Annotated in this window: 16 protein-coding genes and 1 pseudogene; 7 read left to right on the top strand and 10 right to left on the bottom strand. The window is 67.6% G+C overall.

Going from position 1 to position 17,301, the window contains the following annotated elements:
- Nucleotides 1-13: 13 nt before the first annotated feature.
- From tcuB to C8C96_RS03210, 4 genes are all read right to left on the bottom strand, one after another.
- Nucleotides 14-1,195: a tricarballylate utilization 4Fe-4S protein TcuB gene (gene tcuB / locus C8C96_RS03225; protein WP_121941407.1), complete on the bottom strand. Its 1,182-nt coding sequence runs from the start codon at nucleotides 1,193-1,195 to the stop codon at nucleotides 14-16.
- Complete coding sequence (tcuA, locus tag C8C96_RS03220; RefSeq protein ID WP_121941406.1) at nucleotides 1,182-2,648, bottom strand: FAD-dependent tricarballylate dehydrogenase TcuA; 1,467 nt, start codon at nucleotides 2,646-2,648, stop codon at nucleotides 1,182-1,184. Before tcuA ends, tcuB begins: the two co-directional genes overlap by 14 nt.
- Before the next feature lie 192 nt (nucleotides 2,649-2,840).
- Nucleotides 2,841-3,833 (bottom strand): LysR substrate-binding domain-containing protein, encoded by a 993-nt coding sequence (locus C8C96_RS03215; RefSeq protein ID WP_121941405.1) that lies wholly within the window; start codon nucleotides 3,831-3,833, stop codon nucleotides 2,841-2,843.
- 122 nt (nucleotides 3,834-3,955) lie between these two features.
- On the bottom strand, nucleotides 3,956-4,783 hold the full coding sequence (locus C8C96_RS03210) for an IclR family transcriptional regulator (protein WP_121943850.1): 828 nt from the start codon (nucleotides 4,781-4,783) through the stop codon (nucleotides 3,956-3,958).
- Nucleotides 4,784-4,875: 92 nt separating this feature from the next.
- Here C8C96_RS03210 and C8C96_RS03205 point away from each other — a divergent pair, with 92 nt between their 5' ends.
- From C8C96_RS03205 to C8C96_RS03190, 5 genes and pseudogenes are all read left to right on the top strand, one after another.
- A complete protein-coding gene (locus C8C96_RS03205; RefSeq protein WP_121941404.1) occupies nucleotides 4,876-5,907 on the top strand; it encodes a tripartite tricarboxylate transporter substrate binding protein in 1,032 nt (343 codons plus the stop codon).
- A 29-nt stretch (nucleotides 5,908-5,936) separates the two neighbouring features.
- Nucleotides 5,937-6,965 (top strand): annotated as a pseudogene (locus C8C96_RS03200) (class I adenylate-forming enzyme family protein); the annotation flags it as partial.
- Nucleotides 6,942-7,454, top strand: a complete 513-nt coding sequence (locus C8C96_RS25385) for a class I adenylate-forming enzyme family protein (protein ID WP_370107383.1) — start codon at nucleotides 6,942-6,944, stop codon at nucleotides 7,452-7,454. The pseudogene C8C96_RS03200 and the gene C8C96_RS25385, both read left to right, overlap by 24 nt.
- 17 nt (nucleotides 7,455-7,471) lie before the next feature.
- On the top strand, nucleotides 7,472-8,266 hold the full coding sequence (locus tag C8C96_RS03195) for a citryl-CoA lyase (RefSeq protein WP_121941402.1): 795 nt from the start codon (nucleotides 7,472-7,474) through the stop codon (nucleotides 8,264-8,266).
- The gene (locus C8C96_RS03190; protein WP_121941401.1) at nucleotides 8,263-9,096 is read left to right on the top strand and encodes an SDR family NAD(P)-dependent oxidoreductase; all 834 of its coding nucleotides are present in this window, start codon (nucleotides 8,263-8,265) and stop codon (nucleotides 9,094-9,096) included. Before C8C96_RS03195 ends, C8C96_RS03190 begins: the two co-directional genes overlap by 4 nt.
- Before the next feature lie 7 nt (nucleotides 9,097-9,103).
- Here C8C96_RS03190 and C8C96_RS03185 read toward each other — a convergent pair whose 3' ends face one another.
- From C8C96_RS03185 to C8C96_RS03175, 3 genes are all read right to left on the bottom strand, one after another.
- Complete coding sequence (locus tag C8C96_RS03185; protein WP_233584141.1) at nucleotides 9,104-10,168, bottom strand: porin; 1,065 nt, start codon at nucleotides 10,166-10,168, stop codon at nucleotides 9,104-9,106.
- 94 nt (nucleotides 10,169-10,262) lie between these two features.
- Complete coding sequence (locus tag C8C96_RS03180; protein ID WP_121941399.1) at nucleotides 10,263-11,261, bottom strand: tripartite tricarboxylate transporter substrate binding protein; 999 nt, start codon at nucleotides 11,259-11,261, stop codon at nucleotides 10,263-10,265.
- Nucleotides 11,262-11,330: 69 nt separating this feature from the next.
- On the bottom strand, nucleotides 11,331-12,422 hold the full coding sequence (locus tag C8C96_RS03175) for a 4-oxalomesaconate tautomerase (RefSeq protein ID WP_121941398.1): 1,092 nt from the start codon (nucleotides 12,420-12,422) through the stop codon (nucleotides 11,331-11,333).
- A 190-nt stretch (nucleotides 12,423-12,612) separates the two neighbouring features.
- Between C8C96_RS03175 and C8C96_RS03170 the strand changes: the two genes are divergently transcribed.
- Together C8C96_RS03170 and mnmA are read left to right on the top strand one after the other, a co-directional pair.
- On the top strand, nucleotides 12,613-13,554 hold the full coding sequence (locus C8C96_RS03170) for a LysR family transcriptional regulator (RefSeq protein ID WP_056742734.1): 942 nt from the start codon (nucleotides 12,613-12,615) through the stop codon (nucleotides 13,552-13,554).
- Nucleotides 13,551-14,720: a tRNA 2-thiouridine(34) synthase MnmA gene (gene mnmA / locus C8C96_RS03165; protein WP_121941397.1), complete on the top strand. Its 1,170-nt coding sequence runs from the start codon at nucleotides 13,551-13,553 to the stop codon at nucleotides 14,718-14,720. The genes C8C96_RS03170 and mnmA overlap by 4 nt, the downstream gene beginning before the upstream one ends.
- A 136-nt stretch (nucleotides 14,721-14,856) precedes the next feature.
- Here the strand turns inward: mnmA and C8C96_RS03160 are convergent, their stop codons facing one another.
- The 3 genes from C8C96_RS03160 to ssb all read right to left on the bottom strand — a co-directional run bounded on the left by C8C96_RS03160 (nucleotide 14,857) and on the right by ssb (nucleotide 17,187).
- Nucleotides 14,857-15,570, bottom strand: a complete 714-nt coding sequence (locus C8C96_RS03160; RefSeq protein WP_121941396.1) for a Bax inhibitor-1 family protein — start codon at nucleotides 15,568-15,570, stop codon at nucleotides 14,857-14,859.
- A 104-nt stretch (nucleotides 15,571-15,674) separates the two neighbouring features.
- The gene (locus C8C96_RS03155) at nucleotides 15,675-16,250 is read right to left on the bottom strand and encodes a hypothetical protein (protein WP_056742742.1); all 576 of its coding nucleotides are present in this window, start codon (nucleotides 16,248-16,250) and stop codon (nucleotides 15,675-15,677) included.
- Nucleotides 16,251-16,632: 382 nt separating this feature from the next.
- Nucleotides 16,633-17,187 (bottom strand): single-stranded DNA-binding protein, encoded by a 555-nt coding sequence (ssb, locus tag C8C96_RS03150; RefSeq protein ID WP_056056677.1) that lies wholly within the window; start codon nucleotides 17,185-17,187, stop codon nucleotides 16,633-16,635.
- Nucleotides 17,188-17,301: the final 114 nt, after the last annotated feature.

Here is a 17,301-nt window from a genome sequence, read left to right as displayed (position 1 = left end):
GGGGGGCTGGGGATCAGTCGGCGCCCAGACCGATGGGGTTGGGCTGTCGCTTTTCCACGGCATGGCGCAGCAGCGACGCGGTGCGGAAGATGCCGTGCGCAAACTTGCCATAGGGCATGGTGGCGAACAGCGCCATCACCGCGCCCAGGTGCAGGCACAGCAGCAGCGGCAGGCCTGCGGTGCCACGCACCGCCCACAGGGCCAGGCCGCTGGTGGCGGTGAGGAACAGCAGCGCGATGAAGGCGCGGTCCATGGGCTTTTGTGCGGCGTCGCCGTGTTGCGGGTGGCGGCGCAGGTTCAGCCGCCACAGGCCAGCCGTGCCAATCGCCAGGCTGATGCCGCCCACGCCGCCCAGCAGCTTGGGCAGGCTGGGCAGGTCGTACGGTGCAGGCAAGGCCAGCAGGTAGTGGTACAGCGTCGCCACGCTGGTGGCCGCAAAACACAGCATGAAGCCGTAGAACGTGAGGTGGTGCATGCGCCTGCGCGACAGGGTGTAGGCGTCGTCCTCGTTGTGGCAGCCGTCGCCGTGGCCGCCGTCCAGGTATTTGAGGCGCAGCACGGCGTCGGTGGCCTCGGCAGCCGCTGGAGGCGACAGGCGCGCGCCGCTGGTGGCTGGTGTCACATCGCGCCAGAAGCGGCGCACGCCCAGGCCCAGCGCGAGCGCGGCGAACAGGAACACCGGTGCGAACAGGCCCACCAGCAGGTTGTGCGGAAAGATGCCGTAGAAGCCGCCCACCGGCGCCTGCCACAGCGCAGCGAACCCTTGCCCGTTCAGCGCCACGGCCAGCAGCAGGAACAGCGTGAGCCCGGCCACCAGCGCCAGCGCCAACGTGAGGCCGTTGCGCTGGTAGAGCTGGCCCAGTGCGGGCGGCCAGGCGTAGTCGGCATAGGTCTGGCCGCGCACCTGGGCCATGGCCTGCGGAATGTTCACCGCAAACTCATGCGGTGGCGCGTACTGGCAGGCGTGCAGGCAGGCGCCGCAGTTGTGGCACAGGTTGGCAATGAAGTGAATGTCGGCCTTGCCAAACTCCAGCCGCCGCGTCATGGCCGGGAACACAGCGCAAAAGCCTTCGCAGTAGCGGCAGGCGTTGCAGATCTGCAGCTGGCGCGCCACCTCGGTCTCGGGCGCAGACAGCACGATGCCGCCATTCGCCAGCGCCCGGGCGTCGCGGGTCAGGGCCTCAAGCGTTTGCATGGTTTGCTCCTTGTTTTGTAGCAATTGAGGCATGTGCGACTGGCGCTACCGGCCGTTTGGAGGCCAAAGCTGCCTGCGTGCCCGCAATGCGGCCAAACGCAGTGCCAATGCTCATGCCCACGCCGGCGGTGTAGCCCTTGCCCAGCACGTTGCCGGCCATCATTTCGCCGGCCACGAACAGGTTGGGGCTGGGCTGGTTGTTGAAGCGCACGGCCGCCGTGTCGTCGGTATGCAGGCCGAGGTAGGTGAAGGTGACGCCAGGCTTGAGCGCATAGCCGTAGAACGGTCCGGTGTCGATGGGCCGCGCCCAGTGTGTCTTGGCGGGCGCCACGCCTTCGGTGTGGCAGTCGTCCAGCGTGGTGTGGTCGAACTGGCCCACGCGGCAGGCGGCGTTGTAGTCGTTGAGCGTGCGCATGAAGGTATCCACGGGCAGGCCGAGCTTTTGCGCCAGCTCGGGCAGCGTGTCGGCCTTCACGCCCGGGAACACGGGCGGCATGAAGCGGCCAATCGCCTTGCTGTCGATGATGGAGTAGCCGATCTGCCCTGGCTGCTGCGCCACCAGGCGGCCCCAGATGGCATAGCGCTTGGGCCAGAAGTCCTCGCCCTCGTCGTAGAAGCGTTCGCCCGCGCGGTTGACCACCACGCCCAGCGACACGCAGTCGATGCGCGTGCAGATGCCGCCGTCGTACAGCGGCGCGCGCGCGTCGATGGCCACCATGTGCGCCTGCGTGGGGTCGCCGATGCGGTCGGCGCCGTGGTCGTCGAGCAGGTGCTTGAGCAGCACCCCCTTGTTGTAGGCCGTGCCGCGGATCAGGAAGTTGTCGGCCGGCCACTCGCCGCGCTCGTTCTGGCCCCAGGCTTCGCGCAGCCATTCGCGGTTCGATTCAAACCCCCCTGCGGCCAGCACGCAGCTCTTGGCGGCAATGCGCTCGCCGTTGGCGAGGTGCGCGGCGATGAAGCGGCGGCCGTCCATCTCGATGCGCTCCACGGGCGCTTCGTAGCGGATCTCCACGCCCAGCCGCTCCGCGCTGCGGTAGTAGGCGTTGACCAGCGCCTTGCCTCCGCCCATGAAGAACGCATTGGTGCGTGCCACATGGAGCGTGCCTGCCAGCGCGGGCTGAAAGTGCACGCCGTGGCGGCGCATCCAGGGGCGGCAGGTGCTCGACTCGCGGATCACCAGGCGCGCCAGGTGTTCGTTGGTCAGTCCGCCCGTTACCTTGAGCAGGTCTTGCCAGAACTCGTCCTCGGGGTAGGCATCGACCAGCACGTCCTGCGGCGCGTCGTGCATGCAGCGCAGGTTGCGGGTGTGGGCCGAGTTGCCGCCGCGCCAGGCGCGCGGGGCGGATTCGAGCAGCAGCACGCTGGCGCCCGCCTCGCGTGCCATCAGGGCGGCGCACAGGGCGGCGTTGCCGCCGCCGATGACCAGCACATCGACCACAGCATCGCTGCTCATGGCTGGTGGCTCCCGGTCATGCGCGGTGCGCGGGGGAATGAAGAAGGGGGTGTGGGGCCCATGGGGTGTCTCCTGGCGCGGTCGCCGTGTCGTTCATCGGGGTGATGGCGACTGTAGGGAGACGCAGGCCCGCCGTGCAGCGGGTTCAGGTCATGGGGGTATCACGGATCGTGATGGCTGCGGGGTGGCGGCTCAGGCGCTGGTGTCCTGCCCGCCGATCCATGTCGTGCCAAACCACTGGCCGGTGATCACCAGTTCGCGCACGCAATCCGTCAGCACCACGCGAGCGGCCAGCGCGGCGGGCGAGAGTTCTTGGTCGGGCAGGCTGCACAGCAGGTTGACGCGGCGCGCGGGCGCGTCGGTGAGGCGCGCGCACTGAAAACGCTCGGCCGCATCTGGGTAGCGGCCCATGGCGGCCCAGGGCTGCACGGTGGAGCCCAGGCCCGCATCCACGGCGGCCATCACCATGGCAAGCGAGTCCACCTCCAGCACCACATGCGGCACCACGCGGTCGCGGGCAAAGGCCGTGTCCAGGGTGCTGCGCAGGCCGTGTGGGCCGGTGGGCAGGATCAGCGGCTCCTGCCCCAGCTCGGCGACGGTGATGGTTTCCGGCAGCTGCCGGCCACGGGGGGTGCCGGGGCCCTCCCGTCGGTCATGGGCGCAGATGAGGAACAGGTCTTCCTCCAGCAGCGGCGCCATGTCCCAGCGGCGCGCGCCCGTGGCCTGTTGCGCCTGGTGCAGGCGGGTGTCGAACAGCACGGCCAGGTCCAGCTCACGCGCATGCAGCATGGCCGTGAGGTGTCCCGACATGCTCTCCACCATGTGCAGCCGCACGTCGGGGTAGCGTGTGCGCATTGCCTGCATCAGCGGCAGGCCCAGCACGCCCGAGGTGGTGGGCGCCAGCCCCACGGTGACGGTGCCCGACAGCCGCGCCTGCTGCGCCGCGCGCACCGCCTGGTCGGCGTGGCGCAGGGTGAGTTGCGCCTCGCGAAAGAACGCCAGCCCTGCCTCGGTGGGGGTCACGCCGCGCGGCGTGCGCTGCAGCAGGCGCGTGGACAGCTCGCTCTCCAGCCGCGTGATCTGCTGGCTGAGCGCGGACTGCACCACGTCCAGGTCCAGCGCAGCGCGGCTCATGGAGCCTTGCTCCACCACACGTACGAAATAGCGCAGTTGTCTCAGTTCCATCGGGGGCCTCGGGGTCCCTCGATGGTTGCACAAGACGGCTTGGCGCCAGCATTGGAGTGAAAACAGCAGGAAGCGTTAGTGCAATATGTCTGAGTGGCTATCATTTTGATAGTTTCAAGCGCTCAAACCCCATGCGGCAAAAACGCCGACAGCGCCTCGCGCATCCAGCGCGCAATCAGCTGCTGGCGCTCGCGCGGCATGCGGTCCACGGTCGATGCCACACTGATCGCTGCCACGGGTTCGCCCGCCGCGTTGCGCACGGCCATGCCAGCCGCCAGCACGCCCTGCGTGGCATGGTTGCCCACCACCGACCAGCCGCGCTCGCGCGTGGCGCGCACCAGGATCTGCAGGCGCTCGGGCGTCATGCCGCCGTAGCGCGGCAGATCTTGCTCGTTGGCGTCGATGCAGGCCTGCATCTCGGCATCGGGCAGCGCCGCCAGCAGCGCCAGGCCCGCCGCGCCCACGCCCAGCGGCTGGCGCGTGCCCACCTGGATCACCAGGATCTGCACCGGGTGCGTGCCCACATGGCGTGCAATGCAGTGCGAAGTGGGGCCTTCGCGCACGATGGCAAAGGCTGCGTCACCACAGGCGCGGCTCACGCGTTCCAGCACAGGCGCCAGGCGCACGGCCAGGTTGGGTTGGCCCGGGGGCTCGGCCAGGGCGGCCAGGCGCGGGCCCGCCACGTAACGAAAGCGCCCACGCTGCGCCACGTAGCCGCTCTCCATCAGCGTGGCGAGCAGCCGGTACACGGGAGCCCGCTCCAGCGCAGCGGCGCGGCAAAGGTCCACCACGCGCGCGCCATCGCGGCCATGGGCCAGCACGGCGTCCAGCACCAGCAGGCCGCGGCGCAGCGTGCGGCTGCCGGGGTCTTCGACCGGCTCGTCGGGGGTGTGTGCACTCGCACGTTCGTCCGGCTGCCGGACGTTTGAATTCGCAGGTCGGGAGGGCATGGGAAAGAATTTGTTGGTCAACGCCACCAGTGCGCAGTGTGCCGCAGGGCGTCCAGACGGCATTTTTCCAAGAACCAACGGAGACAGACACCATGAGCCCACACACCCCCGCCGCGCTGGGTCAGCGCAAAGCTTCGCCATCCCGGCCACGCCGTGCCCTGCTGGCGCTGGCGGCCACCCTGGCCTGCGGCGCTGCCATGCCGTTGCAGGCCCAGCCCAATGCGTCCGGCTGGCCCACCAAGCCGGTCAAGCTGGTGGTGGGCTATGCGGCGGGCGGTGCCACGGACGTGATTGCGCGCCTGGTGGCCGTCAAGCTCGGCGACCAGCTGGGCCAGCCCGTGGTGGTGGACAACCGCGCCGGTGCCAACAGCAACGTGGGCGCCGAGGCCGTGGCGCGCGCGCCGGCCGATGGCTACACGCTCTACGTCTACACCATCGCCAACACCATCAACGCCACGCTGTACCCCAAGCTGGGCTATGACCCGGTCAAGGACTTCGAGCCCATCGGCATGATCGCCAAGATTCCGAACATCCTGGTGGTCAACCCCAAGCTGCCCATCAAGAACCTGGCCGACTACGTGCGTTACGCCAAGGAGTCCAAGGACGGCATCACGTTTGCGTCCTCGGGCAGCGGCTCGTCCATCCACCTCTCTGGCGAGATGTTCAAGATGCAGTCCAAGCTCAAGATGCTGCACGTGCCCTACCGGGGCAGCGCACCCGCCGTCACCGACCTGCTGGGCGGCCAGGTGGATTCGATGTTCGACAACACCCCGTCGGCCCTGCCGCACGTGCAGGCGGGCAAGCTGCGCGCCATTGCCATCACCAGCGCCCAGCGCTCGCCCCTGCTGCCGGATGTGCCCACGCTGGCCGAGTCGGGCTACGCGGGCTTTGACGTGCAGTCGTGGTTTGGCCTGGCCGCACCGGCGGGCACGCCGCGCGCCGTGGTCGAGCAAGTCAACGCAGCCCTGAACAAGGTGCTGGCCCAGCCCGAGGTGCGCACGCGCCTGCAGGAGCTGGCCGCCACGCCCGACGGCGGCGCCCCCGACAAGATGCGCCAGTTTGCCTCCGCCGAGATCAAGCGCTGGCGTGAAGTGGTGAAAGAGTCCGGCGCATCGGCCGAGTAACAGATCACCCACACAACCTCCCTGCCTTCATGTTCCCCATCGACTTCTTCTGGCGGGCCGCCCAGCGCTGGCCTGACCGCATTGCCATCGACGCGCCCGAGGGCGCCATCCGTTACGACGCGCTGGCCGCCCGCGTGGCCGCGCTCGCGGCGGGCTTCACCGCTATCGACCCCACGCCCCAAAGCCGCGTGGGCATCTGCGCGGGCAACAGCGCCGACCACATCGCCGCGCTGCTGGCCGTGCTGGCCTGCGGCAAGGTGTGGGTGCCGCTCAATCCCAAGAGCACGCGGCCCGAGATCCGCCGCATCATCGACGCCACCGAGCCCACCCTGCTGGTGCTGGATGCCGCGTGCGCCGACCTGCTCGAAGGCGCAGCCGGCGCCCGCGTGCTGACTGGGGTGCAGGCCGCCGAGGGCGCCGCAACCCTGGCCAGCCTGGCCGCTGCGCACGCTGGCGCACCCCGCCCGCAGCTGGATCTGCCGGACGACGCCACCCAGGCCATCAAATTCACCGGCGGCACCACGGGCGCGCCCAAGGGCGTGATGCAGCCCTACCGCGCGTGGATGGCCAACATCACCAACCAGATCCATGCCTGGGGCTTTGACGAGCACGAGCGCTACATCGTGGCCGCGCCCATCACGCACGGCACCTCCACGTACATCCTGCCCATCCTGGCGCAGGGCGGCTGCCACGTGGTGCTGGCGGGCGCGGGCGCCGAGGCGGTGCGCACGGCCTTCCGCGAGCGCGGCGGCACCGTGTGCTTCATGCCGCCCACGCTGGTCTACATGCTGATGGCGCTGCCCGGCGCGTCGTGCGCGGACTTTCCGCGCCTGCGCCGGCTCATCTACGGCGGTGCCCCTATGCCGCCCGACAAGATCCGCCAGGTGCGCGAGTTCTTCGGCCCGGTGCTGGGCACCACCTACGGCCAGACCGAGGCGCCGCAGATCCTCACCGTGCTGTGCCCCGAGGATTTCGAGGACGAGCGCAATCTGGCCTCGGTGGGCCGCACCACCTGGTTCAGCGACGTGGCCATCATGGCGCCCGATGGCCGCCTGCTGCCTCCGGGCGAAGTGGGCGAGGTGGTGGCGCGCGGCGACCTGCTGATGACCGGCTACTGGCGCCTGCCCGAGAAGACGGCCGAGACCCTGGTGAACGGCTGGCTGCACACCGGCGACCGGGGCCTGATCGACGAGCGGGGGTTTCTCTACCTCAAGGACCGGCTCAAGGACATGGTGATCACCGGCGGCTTCAACGTCTACCCCGTGGACGTAGAGAACGCGCTGGGCCAGCACCCTGCTGTGCACGAATGCACCGTGTTCGGACTGCCCGACGACAAATGGGGCGAGACCGTGCAAGCCGCCGTGCAACTGCGCACCGGCGAGCACGCGAGTGAGGCCGAGCTGATCGCCTTTGTGCGCGAACGCCTGGGCCCGGTGCAGACCCCCAAGCGCATTCATTTTCACGAAAGCCTGCCGCGCTCGCCCGTGGGCAAGGTGCTCAAGTCTGCCGTGCGCGATGCGGCCCTGGCTGGTACGGCCACTGCCTGAACGAAGGAACCCATCTCATGACCCAAACTGCTTCCAAGACCCCCGTCACCCGCCTGTGCACCCACACCCTCACCAGCCTGCATTACCGCGATGCGGACCTGGTCGAGGACCTGATGGGCAAAAAGACCTTCACCGAAGTGATGCTGATGCAGATCCTGGGCCGCACGCCGCGCGGCGTGGACCTGCGCATCACCGACGTGGTGCTCATCGTGCTCATGGAGCACGGCCTCACGCCCAGCGCCATTGCCACGCGGCTCATCTACATGAGCGCGCCCGAGAACCTGCAGGGCGCCGTGAGCGCGGGCCTGCTGGCCGTGGGCAGCTCCTTTGTGGGCACCATGGAGAACTGCTCGGGCCTGCTCGACCGCATTGCAGCGGCGCAAGACCCTGAGGCGGAAGCGCTCGCCATCGCGCGCCACTACAAGGGCCTCAAATCCCCCGTGCCCGGCTTTGGCCACCACCTGCACAAGCCCGTGGACCCGCGGGCCTACAAGCTGCTCGAAATGGGCCGCGCCGAGCCCGATTTGCGGGGCGACAAGATCCGTGCGCTGGAGACGCTGTCCCAGGCCGTGGATGAGGTGGCTGGCCGCCCCATCACCATCAACGCCACCGGCGCGGTGGCCGCGCTGCTGGGCGAGATCGGCGTGCCCACGGCCGTGATGCGCGGCTTTGCCGTGATCTCGCGCGCGGCCGGGCTGGTGGCGCACATCGTGGAAGAGCAGCAAAGCCCCTCGGGCCGCTTCATCTGGGACACGGTGGAGCACGCCATACCCTTTGTCGGCGGCAGTGCCGGCCAGGGCACGGACGCATGAGCGCGCAGCCAGGCCATCCTCCCGCCCTGCCGCTCGATTTGTCGGGCCGCGTGGTGTTCGTGGCTGGGGGCGGGTCTGCCGGCCCGGGCTGGAGCATTGGCCGCGCGGCCTGCGTGACCTACGCGCGCCTGGGCGCCATCGTGTGTGTGGCGGACCGCGACGCAGCTTCGGCCGAAGAGACCACGGCGCTCATCCACGCCGAGGGCGGCACGGCCGCCACGCTGGTGGGCGACGTGGCGGACGCGGCCGATGTGCAGCGCCTGTTTGCCGAGGCGCGCGAGCGCTTTGGCGGCGCCATCGACGTGCTGCACCACAACGTGGGCATCGGCAAGACCGGCGGCCCGCTGGAGACGAGCGTTGAAGACTTCGACCGCATCCATTCCGTCAATGTGAACAGCCTGCTGCTGGCCTGCCAGCAGGTGCTGCCCGCCATGGTGGAACGTGGGCGGGGTTCCATCATTGCGATCTCGTCCATCGCGGGCATGCGCTACCTCGGCTACCCGCACCTGGCCTATGGCGTGACCAAGGCGGCCGTCACGCACTTCACACGCATGGTGGCGCAGCAGTACGCGGGCCAGGGCGTGCGCGCCAACACCGTGGTGCCGGGGCTGATCGACACGCCGCGCATTGCCACCACGGTGGCGAAGATGTTCTCGGACACCAGCCTCGATGAGGCCCGCGCTGCGCGTGCCCGCCAGGTGCCCATGGGCCGCATGGGCACGGCCTGGGACGTGGCCCATGCCTGCGCCTTCCTCGCCAGCGATGCCGCTGCCTACGTGACCGGCACCGAACTGGTGGTGGACGGGGGCATCATCGGCAAGTTTGTTTAAGGTCTGCTCAGAATGTGTGCACCACACCGGCCGAGATGCCGGTGGCCGTGGCCTTGTTCGCCGCGCCCTGGAAGCCGTTGCGCCAGCGGGTGTTGTCCAGCTCGGCATACACCTTGGTGCGGCGCGAGAGCTTGTACTCGGCAAACGCCACCAGGCGGCCGTAGCCGTCGTCGGCCGCACCGGTGCGCGAGCGGTCCACCTTGTAGTAGGCCGCTGTCAGGTCCACCCACGGCGTGGCCGCCCAGGTGCCGCCGGCGGACAACACGCGCTGCACGGTGAAGCGGCCTGCGGCTGTCTCGGCCTTGTTGCGGCCGGCATTGGCGGCCAGGCGCACGCTGCCCCACTGGTACGCGGCGCCCAATGTGGTGGCGTCCAGTGTGCGTTTGTTGGTGTCATTGAAGCTCTGGTAGGCGCCGGATACCACGAAGCCATCCGCAGCCCAGGCCAGGCCCACGCCGTGTGACGACAAGGCCGAAGCCTGCGATGCGACCTCGCCTATGCCCCACATGGCACGCGCCGTGAAGCCGCCGAAGCGGCCCGTGTACTTCAGTGAATTGTCCAGCCGGTACGAGCCCGAGTTGGCGCCTGCGCTGCCGTACTCGATGCCCAAGCCATGCTGGCTTAGCGCCGTCACGCCGATGTTGGGGTTGAAGCTGGCAAAGCGCATGGCCAATGGGTCCACGGGCGAGATGGCGTCGGCCAGCGTCGTGGTCTGGCGGCCCAGGGCCAGCGTGCCCCAGCCGCCCTGCAGGCCCACCCAGGATGCGCGGTCGAAGTATTTCGTGGCGTTGGCCGGGGCGCCCGAGTCGGCGTTGAGGCCGCTCTCCAGGTTGAACAGCGCCTTGGCGCCGCCGCCCAGGTCTTCACTGCCCCGCAGGCCCCAGCGGCTGGTGGTGTGGATGCCACTGCCCAGGCTGCGGCTGGAGCCGGCCGTGGGCGCGTTGGATGCAGTGAGGCCGCTGCCGTTGCGCAGGCCCAGGTCCACCACGCCGTACAGCGTCACATCAGTGCCTTGTGCCATCGCGCAGTGGCCGACCAATGCAGCGCAGGCCGCTGCCATCTTCGTTTTCATGGTTGTCTCCTCTTGTTGAAATGCGGGCATGTGTGCCGCTGAGGGGCGGTGGCGCCCCTCTCCCTCTATTTCCCAGAGCCTTCTTCGCAGGGGCTCAATCGGGTGTGAGCTGGGCCTTGACCACCACACCCTTCCACTTGGCGAGTTCCTGCTTCACCGTCAGGGCCAGTTGCTCGGGCGTGCTGGTGTCCACCACTGCGCCTTGTTCCTCGATGCGGCGCACCACGTCCTTGTCGGCCAGTGCGGTGTTCAAGGTCTTGTTGAGCAGGTCGATCACCGGGCGAGGCGTCTTGCCGGGTGCGAACAAGGCGTACCACTGGGTGATCTCCACACCCTTGATGCCAGCCTCCTCCAGCGTGGGCACATCGGGCAGCAGCGACGAGCGCTTGGGCCCGGCCAGCGCCAGGGCGCGCAGCTTGCCGCCCTTCACGTGCGGGTAGGCCGAGAACAGGCTGGGAAACATCACCTGCGTCTGCCCGGCCATGGTGTCGTTCATGGCGGGTGCTGCGCCCCGGTAGGGCACATGGGCCATCTGGGCGCCACTTTCGAGCTTGAAGATTTCCGCCGAGAAGTGTGGGGCCGTGCCGTTGCCGGCCGATGCGTAGTTGAAGTCGTGGGGCTTGGCCTTGCTCAGCGCCACCAGCTCGCTCACGGTCTTGGCGGGCACCTTGGGATTCACCACCATCAGCGTGGGCGAATAGCTCACCATGCCGATGGGCTCGAACTGCGTGATGGGGTCGTAGCGCAGCTTCTGCAGTGCGGGGCTCATGCCGTGGGTGCCGATGTAGCCGAACAAGATGGTGTGCCCGTCGGGTGCCGCACGGGCCACGTATTCGGCCGCAATGGCGCCATTGGCCCCCGCCTTGTTCTCCACGATGACCTGCTGGCCCAGCAGGGTGGAGAGCTTGATGGCCACCACACGCGCCATGCCGTCGTTGCCACCCCCGGCGGCGGTGGGCACGACCAGCGTGATGGGCTTGTCGGGATAGGCCGCATGGGCGGTGCCGGTGGCCCAGAAGGCGCTGGACGCGAGCGCCAGCGCAGCCGTGGCCAGCGCCGTGCGGCGCGTGGTGGAGTGAATGGAACGGGTCATGGTTTGTCTCCTGTCGTAATGGTTGGAATCGTTGGAAGGGCGCTGCGCAAGCGGCGCCCTGACGAGCGCTCAGTGCGCGGGGGCGCTTTCGGGCACGAACAGCGTGCCTTCCAGAATCTTTCGGGCGGTGCGTACCAGCGCGGCCTGCGCCAGCTTGAACTGGCCATCCACCTCGCTGAGCTCCACCTCCACCTGGATGCGGCCTGCCGGGTGCTGCACTTCCACGCGGCGCAGCCCGGCGGCGGGTGCATGCCGTTCGTCGGTGGCCACGGTGCCCGGCAGTACCGAGGCCGCCGCCACGCCAATCGCGCCCGTCACGGCATGCGAGCGGTGGCACTGGTGGGGGGTGAAGTAGCGCGACACCACGCTGCCTGGTGATGTGCCCGGCGACACGATCACCGGCTTGGGCAGCACGCTGTGTGTCACATCGCCCATGCCCATGCGCTGGCCTGCTTCGAGGCGCAGGGCCTCGATGCGGGTGAGCAAGGCGGTGTTGGCGTCCAGCTCGGAAGGTGTCTCGTCGCCGCGCAGGCCCAGGTCGGCGGCGCGCAATAGCACCATTACCTGCGCCGCGTCGATGCAGGTGACCTGCAGGCCCTGGATGGTGTCGATGCGCTGGCAGGTGGGAAAGATCTGCCCGGTGACGGCGCCCCAGGCGTCCAGGAAGTTCATCAGCACGGGGGCTGCCGTGCCCTGCACGCCGTCGATGCGCACATCGCCGTCGTAGTGCACCTGGCCGCCCGCCGTGCACACCTGCACGTCGATGCGGGAGCAGGTGTTGACGTTGTAGACCCGCACGGTGGTGGTCTGGCCTTCGCGGTCTGCGGGGACCAGCCCTTGCTCGATGGCAAAGGGCCCCACACCGGCCAGCATGTTGCCGCAGTTGGGGCGTGTGTCCACGCGGGCCTCCTGCACGCTGACCTGGGCAAACAGGTAGTCCACATCGCAGTCGGGCTGCGTGGAGCGCGAGACGATGGCGACCTTGCTGGTCAGCGAGTTGCCGCCGCCCAGGCCGTCGATCTGCAGCTCATGGGGCGATCCCAGGGCCGCAATCAGCGTGCGGTCGCGGGCTTCGGGGTCGCGCGGCAGCCAGTCGGCCAGGAAGAACGGCCCCCGGGAAGTGCCGCCACGCATCAGAACGCAAGGAATGTTGGTGCTCATGGGTCGGCATGGTGCGACGCCTTCGATGATCTGTGAATTGCATTGTTGGCAACGATTGATGCATGCTGTGCAATAGGCTAACGCGGCTTGTACATGCTCCAATCACGGCCGTGAATTGCAATGTTCCGATCGTTTGATGCACGGCTTGCAACGCTGAAAACACCCCGAAGCGCACTGGAAGGACGCCGCGATGAACAACAAATTCGACCTTGCCGACATCCAGGCCTTTGCGGCCGTGGCCGAGCTGCAGAGCTTTCGTGCGGCCGCCGAGGCCATCCACCTGTCGCAGCCTGCGTTCAGCCGTCGCATCGACAAGCTCGAAGAAGCCCTGGGTGTGCGCCTGCTCGACCGCACCACGCGCCGTGTCACGCTCACAGCCGTGGGGCGCGACTTTGCGCGCAAGACCCGCGTGTGGCTGGACGACCTGGACGGCATGCTCATGGGCCTGGGCGATGTGGCCGCGCGGCGCATGGGCGAGGTCACGATTGCCTGCGTGCCCTCGGCCGTGTATTACTTCCTGCCGCAGGTGGTCAAGCGCTACCACGAGCGGTTTCCGAAGATCCGCGTCAAGGTGCACGACGCCAGCGCCAACGAGGTGCTGGTGGCCGTGGCGCAGGGCGATGCGGACTTCGGCCTGAACTTCATCGGCAGCCAGGAGGCCGAGATCGAGTTCAAACCCGTGCTGGCCGAGCGTTTTGTGGCGGCCTGCCGGCGCGACCATGTGCTGGCGCGCCGCAAGAAGGTGAGCTGGGCCGAGCTGGGCCAGCACGACTTCATGTCGGTGGGCAAGACCTCGGGCAACCGCCTGCTGATGGACCTGGCGCTCGCCAACGTGCCCGACCGGCCCCAGTGCCTGTACGAGGCCAAGCACGTGACCACGCTGCTCGGCCTGGTGGAGGCAGGCCTGGGCGTGGCGGCCGTGCCCAGCCTGGCCATGCCGGGCAAGGACCACCCTACGCTGGTCAGTATTCCGCTGGTGGAGCCCATCGTCACGCGGCAGATGGGGCTGATCAAGCGCCGGGGCAAAACCCTGTCGCCCGCCGCGCAGCAGCTGTATGACCTGCTCGTGGCTACGCGTTCTGCGCGCCCGCGCAGTGCTCCGGCGGCATCAAAAATACAATGGGGGCAATGACTTCCCCTACCAAACAGCGCGTTGTCGTCGGCCTTTCCGGCGGCGTGGACTCGGCCGTGACCGCCTACCTGCTCAAAAAGCAGGGCCATGAGGTGGTCGGCATCTTCATGAAAAACTGGGAAGACGATGACGACAGCGAGTACTGCTCGTCCAACATCGACTTCGTGGACGCCGCCGCTGTGGCCGATGTGATCGGCATCGAGATCGAGCATGTGAACTTCGCGGCCGACTACAAGGACCGGGTGTTTGCCGAGTTCCTGCGCGAGTACCAGGCCGGCCGCACACCCAACCCCGATGTGCTGTGCAACGCCGAGATCAAGTTCAAGGCCTTCCTGGACCACGCGATGCGCCTGGGTGCGGAGAAGATCGCCACCGGCCACTATGCCCGCGTGCGGCACAACCTGGCCACGGGCCTGCATGAATTGCTCAAGGGCCTGGACCCGAGCAAGGACCAGAGCTACTTTCTGCACCGCCTGAACCAGGCGCAGCTGTCCAAGACATTGTTCCCCGTGGGTGAGCTGCACAAGACCGAAGTGCGCCGCATTGCCGAGGAGATCGGCCTGCCGAACGCCAAGAAGAAGGATTCCACCGGTATCTGCTTCATTGGTGAGCGGCCCTTCCGCGAGTTTCTGAACCGCTACATCAGCCATGCGCCCGGGCCCATTCTGGACGACCGGGGACGCAAGCTGGGCCAGCATGTGGGCCTGAGTTTCTACACGCTGGGCCAGCGCCAGGGCCTGGGCATTGGGGGCGTGAAGGAAAAAGGCGCCCAGCGCGGTGGCGGCGCGCACGAGCCCTGGTTCGTGGCCCGCAAGGACCTGGAGAAAAACACGCTGCGGGTGGTGCAAGGTCACGACCACCCTTGGCTGTTGTCGCACCGCCTGGTGGCGCAGGACGTGAGCTGGTGCGCTGGCCAGGCCCCGGCGCCCGGCGCCTATGCCGCCAAGACGCGCTACCGCCAGCAGGACGCAGCGTGCGCGCTGGAGACCGTGCCCGACGGCTTTGCGCTGCAGTTCCCGGACGCCCAGTGGGCCGTGACGCCCGGGCAGAGCGCGGTGCTGTACGACGGTGATGTCTGCCTGGGCGGTGGCGTGATTGCTGCCGTGGAGGGGCTGCCGCAGCCCACCGGCCATGCGCCGGCGGTGCAGCCAGCCATGACCCGTTGATGCTTCAAAATTGATAGCTGTCAGGGCAATGGAATCCAGCGCTTGCACCTGATTTGTCTTGAAACTCTCTTTCCAGATGCAAAAAAGCCGGGGCGGTGATCGCTCCGGCTTTTTTGTGGGGCGGTGCCCTGGCGTGTCAGTCGTCGTTCGTGGCCAGGCTGATCAGGATGCGCAGCACGTACCAGAGCATGAGCGCAATCGATGCGAACAGGTGCAGCGCTGCGCCGGCGGGGCGGTCTGCAGGGTAGTCGTGGATGATGCGCGAGGTGTCGTACAGCACGCAGGCGCCCGCAAACAGCACCATGAGCCCTGAGAACCAGATGCCCAGCTTGAAGCCGAAGATGGCGCCCGCGATGATGGTGCCCAGTGCCACCAGGCCCGCCACCTTCAGGATGCCGCCCAGGAACGAAAAGTCGGTCTTGCTGCTGAACGCCGTCCAGGTGAGCGCCGCCACCAGCAGCAGCGTGGTGAAGGCGGCAGCGCCGATGGCGCCGGGCACCAAAAGCTGGGCAATGCCGAACATCGGGGCAAAGATGAGCCCTTCCGCCAGCACGTAGAGGCCCAGGCCCATCAGCTGTGTCTGAGGGTTGTCCGAGTTGTCGGCCAGGTGCGATGCCAGCCAGCCCACGAGCATGAAAGCGCCCATGACCCCCAGCCACAGGAATTTGCTGCCGCTGGCCATGAGCATCTTGGCCGCGGCGGTGGAAAGTCCGCTCACCATCAGCACCGCCGACAGCACGACAAAGGCCAGAATGGCCACGCCCAGGTGCTTGTAGGTGGAGACGATGAAATCGCGCCGCTCCATCGGAGCGCCCGCAGGGGTTTGTGGCGAAAGTGCGTTGGGGTTCATGGTGTGGTCCTCCGTAGTGAGCGCGCAGGTTGGCGCAAACGATGGGAGGAGCGCGCCCCGGGCGCTGCCCCTCCCTCCCTCTCTCTTTTTATGGGGTATGGCCGTCAGGCGGCGGCCAGCTGGTGTGCTTCGTCGGCGGCGCGCAGCTTGCGGTTGGACCACACGCCTGCCGCTCCCACCAGCGTGAGCAAAATGGCAAAGATCCAGGTGCCTGCGCCGCTGAAGGACTGCGCGGAAGAGGCGGCTTCGGCCTGCAGCCGCTGTTTGGTGGTGTCGTAGCTGATGACGGTCGCGCCGTCTGCCGATACTTCATAGACCAGGTCGCTGTCGCTGCCATCGACCAAGGCGGTGACTTTTTCGTCGATCAGGTTGCTCACCAGCTGCTGCGGCGTGCTGTGGTCGATGCGCAGCTTGCGCGCCTCGGCACCAGCGGTGTCGGGCTGGACCGTGATTTCGTAGTACTTCTTGGTCGTACGACGCTTGCGCTTGACGGTGACTTCAGAGGCCTGCGTCACGGTACCGGACACGGTCTGCAGACTTTCGCGCGCCACGTAGGCGTGGCCGTCTTCCGCCTTCCAGCCGCTGTACACCGACAGCCCGATGAGCCCCGGGCCCGCCAGCAGCAGGAGCCACGCGTAGCCAGTGACAAATATCAAAATCTTTCGGACGAACCCCGGCATCACAACCCTCTCTCTTTTCAGTTTGAAATATTGATTTTGGTAACTGCTGGCCGCCGGGTTTTGCACCTCTTTGGCGAGCCAGACCGCGATGATCTTTGATATTTCCGTATCGAATGTAAGGAATTGTTGGTTTGTCGCGGTGGTGCCGAACTGGACAAAACTGAGAAGTGGCGCCCGTGAGTGCCGTTGTAAAAGCCATCGCTCCATGGCCGCGCTGGCGCTTGTGAGTCGGGTAGGCCCCAGCACCTCCTGTTGCGAGTTGCTACGTTTTGACGCCCACAGGCGACGTTTTCCGTGGGGTTGGGCATGCCTTGCGCACAGACGAAAAAAAGCCCGCACCTTGCGGGTGCGGGCTGGGGACTAAGTCCGGTGCCAGAAGCTGTCAGAACGGAATGTCGTCGTCCATGTCGTCAAATCCGGAGGCCGCGCGCGGTGCCTGTGCCACAGGAGCGGGTGCAGGGCGCTGTGCGGGGGCGGCCATGGGGCGCGGCGCTGGCGCTGCACGGCGCGGGGCCTGGTCGTAGCCACCCTGGTCGCCACCGTAACCGTCGTCGTATCCACCGCCTTGCTGTCCGCCGCCCTGTCCGCCACCGCCCATGCCCTGGCGGCTGCCCAGCATCTGCATCTGGTCGGCGCGGATCTCGGTGCTGTACTTTTCAACGCCGCTCTGGTCGGTCCACTTGCGGGTGCGCAGGCTGCCTTCTACATACACCTGCGAGCCTTTGCGCAGGTACTGGCCGGCGATTTCGGCCAGGCGGCCGTTGAAGACCACGCGGTGCCACTCGGTGGCTTCCTTCATTTCGCCAGACTGCTTGTCTTTCCACTTGTCGGTGGTGGCAATCGTCACGTTGGCCACCTGATCGCCACTGGGGAAGGTGCGCATTTCAGGGTCGCGGCCCAGGTTGCCGACGATGATGACTTTGTTTACGGATGCCATGGTGCTGTCTTTGCCTTTAAGGGATAAAAGCGCCGGATTTGGAGAGAGATTCCTGGCGCCAAACGCGCCATTGTGCCGCAACCGGGGGGCAATGGAAGCCCTGACGGCGTGGCA

It is taken from the genome of Acidovorax sp. 100 (assembly GCF_003688355.1).
In the GTDB taxonomy this organism is placed as follows: Bacteria; Pseudomonadota; Gammaproteobacteria; order Burkholderiales; family Burkholderiaceae_C; genus Acidovorax; species Acidovorax delafieldii.
This window is presented reverse-complemented; position numbering and strand designations above follow the sequence as displayed.

Excerpts from the sequence above, each read along its gene's own strand:
- C8C96_RS03195 (WP_121941402.1), top strand. The coding sequence starts at position 7,472 with ATGACCCAAACTGCTTCCAAGACCCCCGTCACCCGCCTGTGCACCCAC.
- ssb (WP_056056677.1), bottom strand. The coding sequence starts at position 17,187 with ATGGCATCCGTAAACAAAGTCATCATCGTCGGCAACCTGGGCCGCGAC.
- C8C96_RS03190 (WP_121941401.1), top strand. The coding sequence starts at position 8,263 with ATGAGCGCGCAGCCAGGCCATCCTCCCGCCCTGCCGCTCGATTTGTCG.
- C8C96_RS03210 (WP_121943850.1), bottom strand. The coding sequence starts at position 4,783 with ATGCCCTCCCGACCTGCGAATTCAAACGTCCGGCAGCCGGACGAACGT.
- C8C96_RS03185 (WP_233584141.1), bottom strand. The coding sequence starts at position 10,168 with ATGAAAACGAAGATGGCAGCGGCCTGCGCTGCATTGGTCGGCCACTGC.
- tcuB (WP_121941407.1), bottom strand. The coding sequence starts at position 1,195 with ATGCAAACGCTTGAGGCCCTGACCCGCGACGCCCGGGCGCTGGCGAAT.
- C8C96_RS03160 (WP_121941396.1), bottom strand. The coding sequence starts at position 15,570 with ATGAACCCCAACGCACTTTCGCCACAAACCCCTGCGGGCGCTCCGATG.
- C8C96_RS03170 (WP_056742734.1), top strand. The coding sequence starts at position 12,613 with ATGAACAACAAATTCGACCTTGCCGACATCCAGGCCTTTGCGGCCGTG.
- C8C96_RS03205 (WP_121941404.1), top strand. The coding sequence starts at position 4,876 with ATGAGCCCACACACCCCCGCCGCGCTGGGTCAGCGCAAAGCTTCGCCA.
- mnmA (WP_121941397.1), top strand. The coding sequence starts at position 13,551 with ATGACTTCCCCTACCAAACAGCGCGTTGTCGTCGGCCTTTCCGGCGGC.
- C8C96_RS03215 (WP_121941405.1), bottom strand. The coding sequence starts at position 3,833 with ATGGAACTGAGACAACTGCGCTATTTCGTACGTGTGGTGGAGCAAGGC.
- C8C96_RS25385 (WP_370107383.1), top strand. The coding sequence starts at position 6,942 with ATGGCGCCCGATGGCCGCCTGCTGCCTCCGGGCGAAGTGGGCGAGGTG.
- C8C96_RS03155 (WP_056742742.1), bottom strand. The coding sequence starts at position 16,250 with ATGCCGGGGTTCGTCCGAAAGATTTTGATATTTGTCACTGGCTACGCG.
- tcuA (WP_121941406.1), bottom strand. The coding sequence starts at position 2,648 with ATGAGCAGCGATGCTGTGGTCGATGTGCTGGTCATCGGCGGCGGCAAC.
- C8C96_RS03175 (WP_121941398.1), bottom strand. The coding sequence starts at position 12,422 with ATGAGCACCAACATTCCTTGCGTTCTGATGCGTGGCGGCACTTCCCGG.
- C8C96_RS03180 (WP_121941399.1), bottom strand. The coding sequence starts at position 11,261 with ATGACCCGTTCCATTCACTCCACCACGCGCCGCACGGCGCTGGCCACG.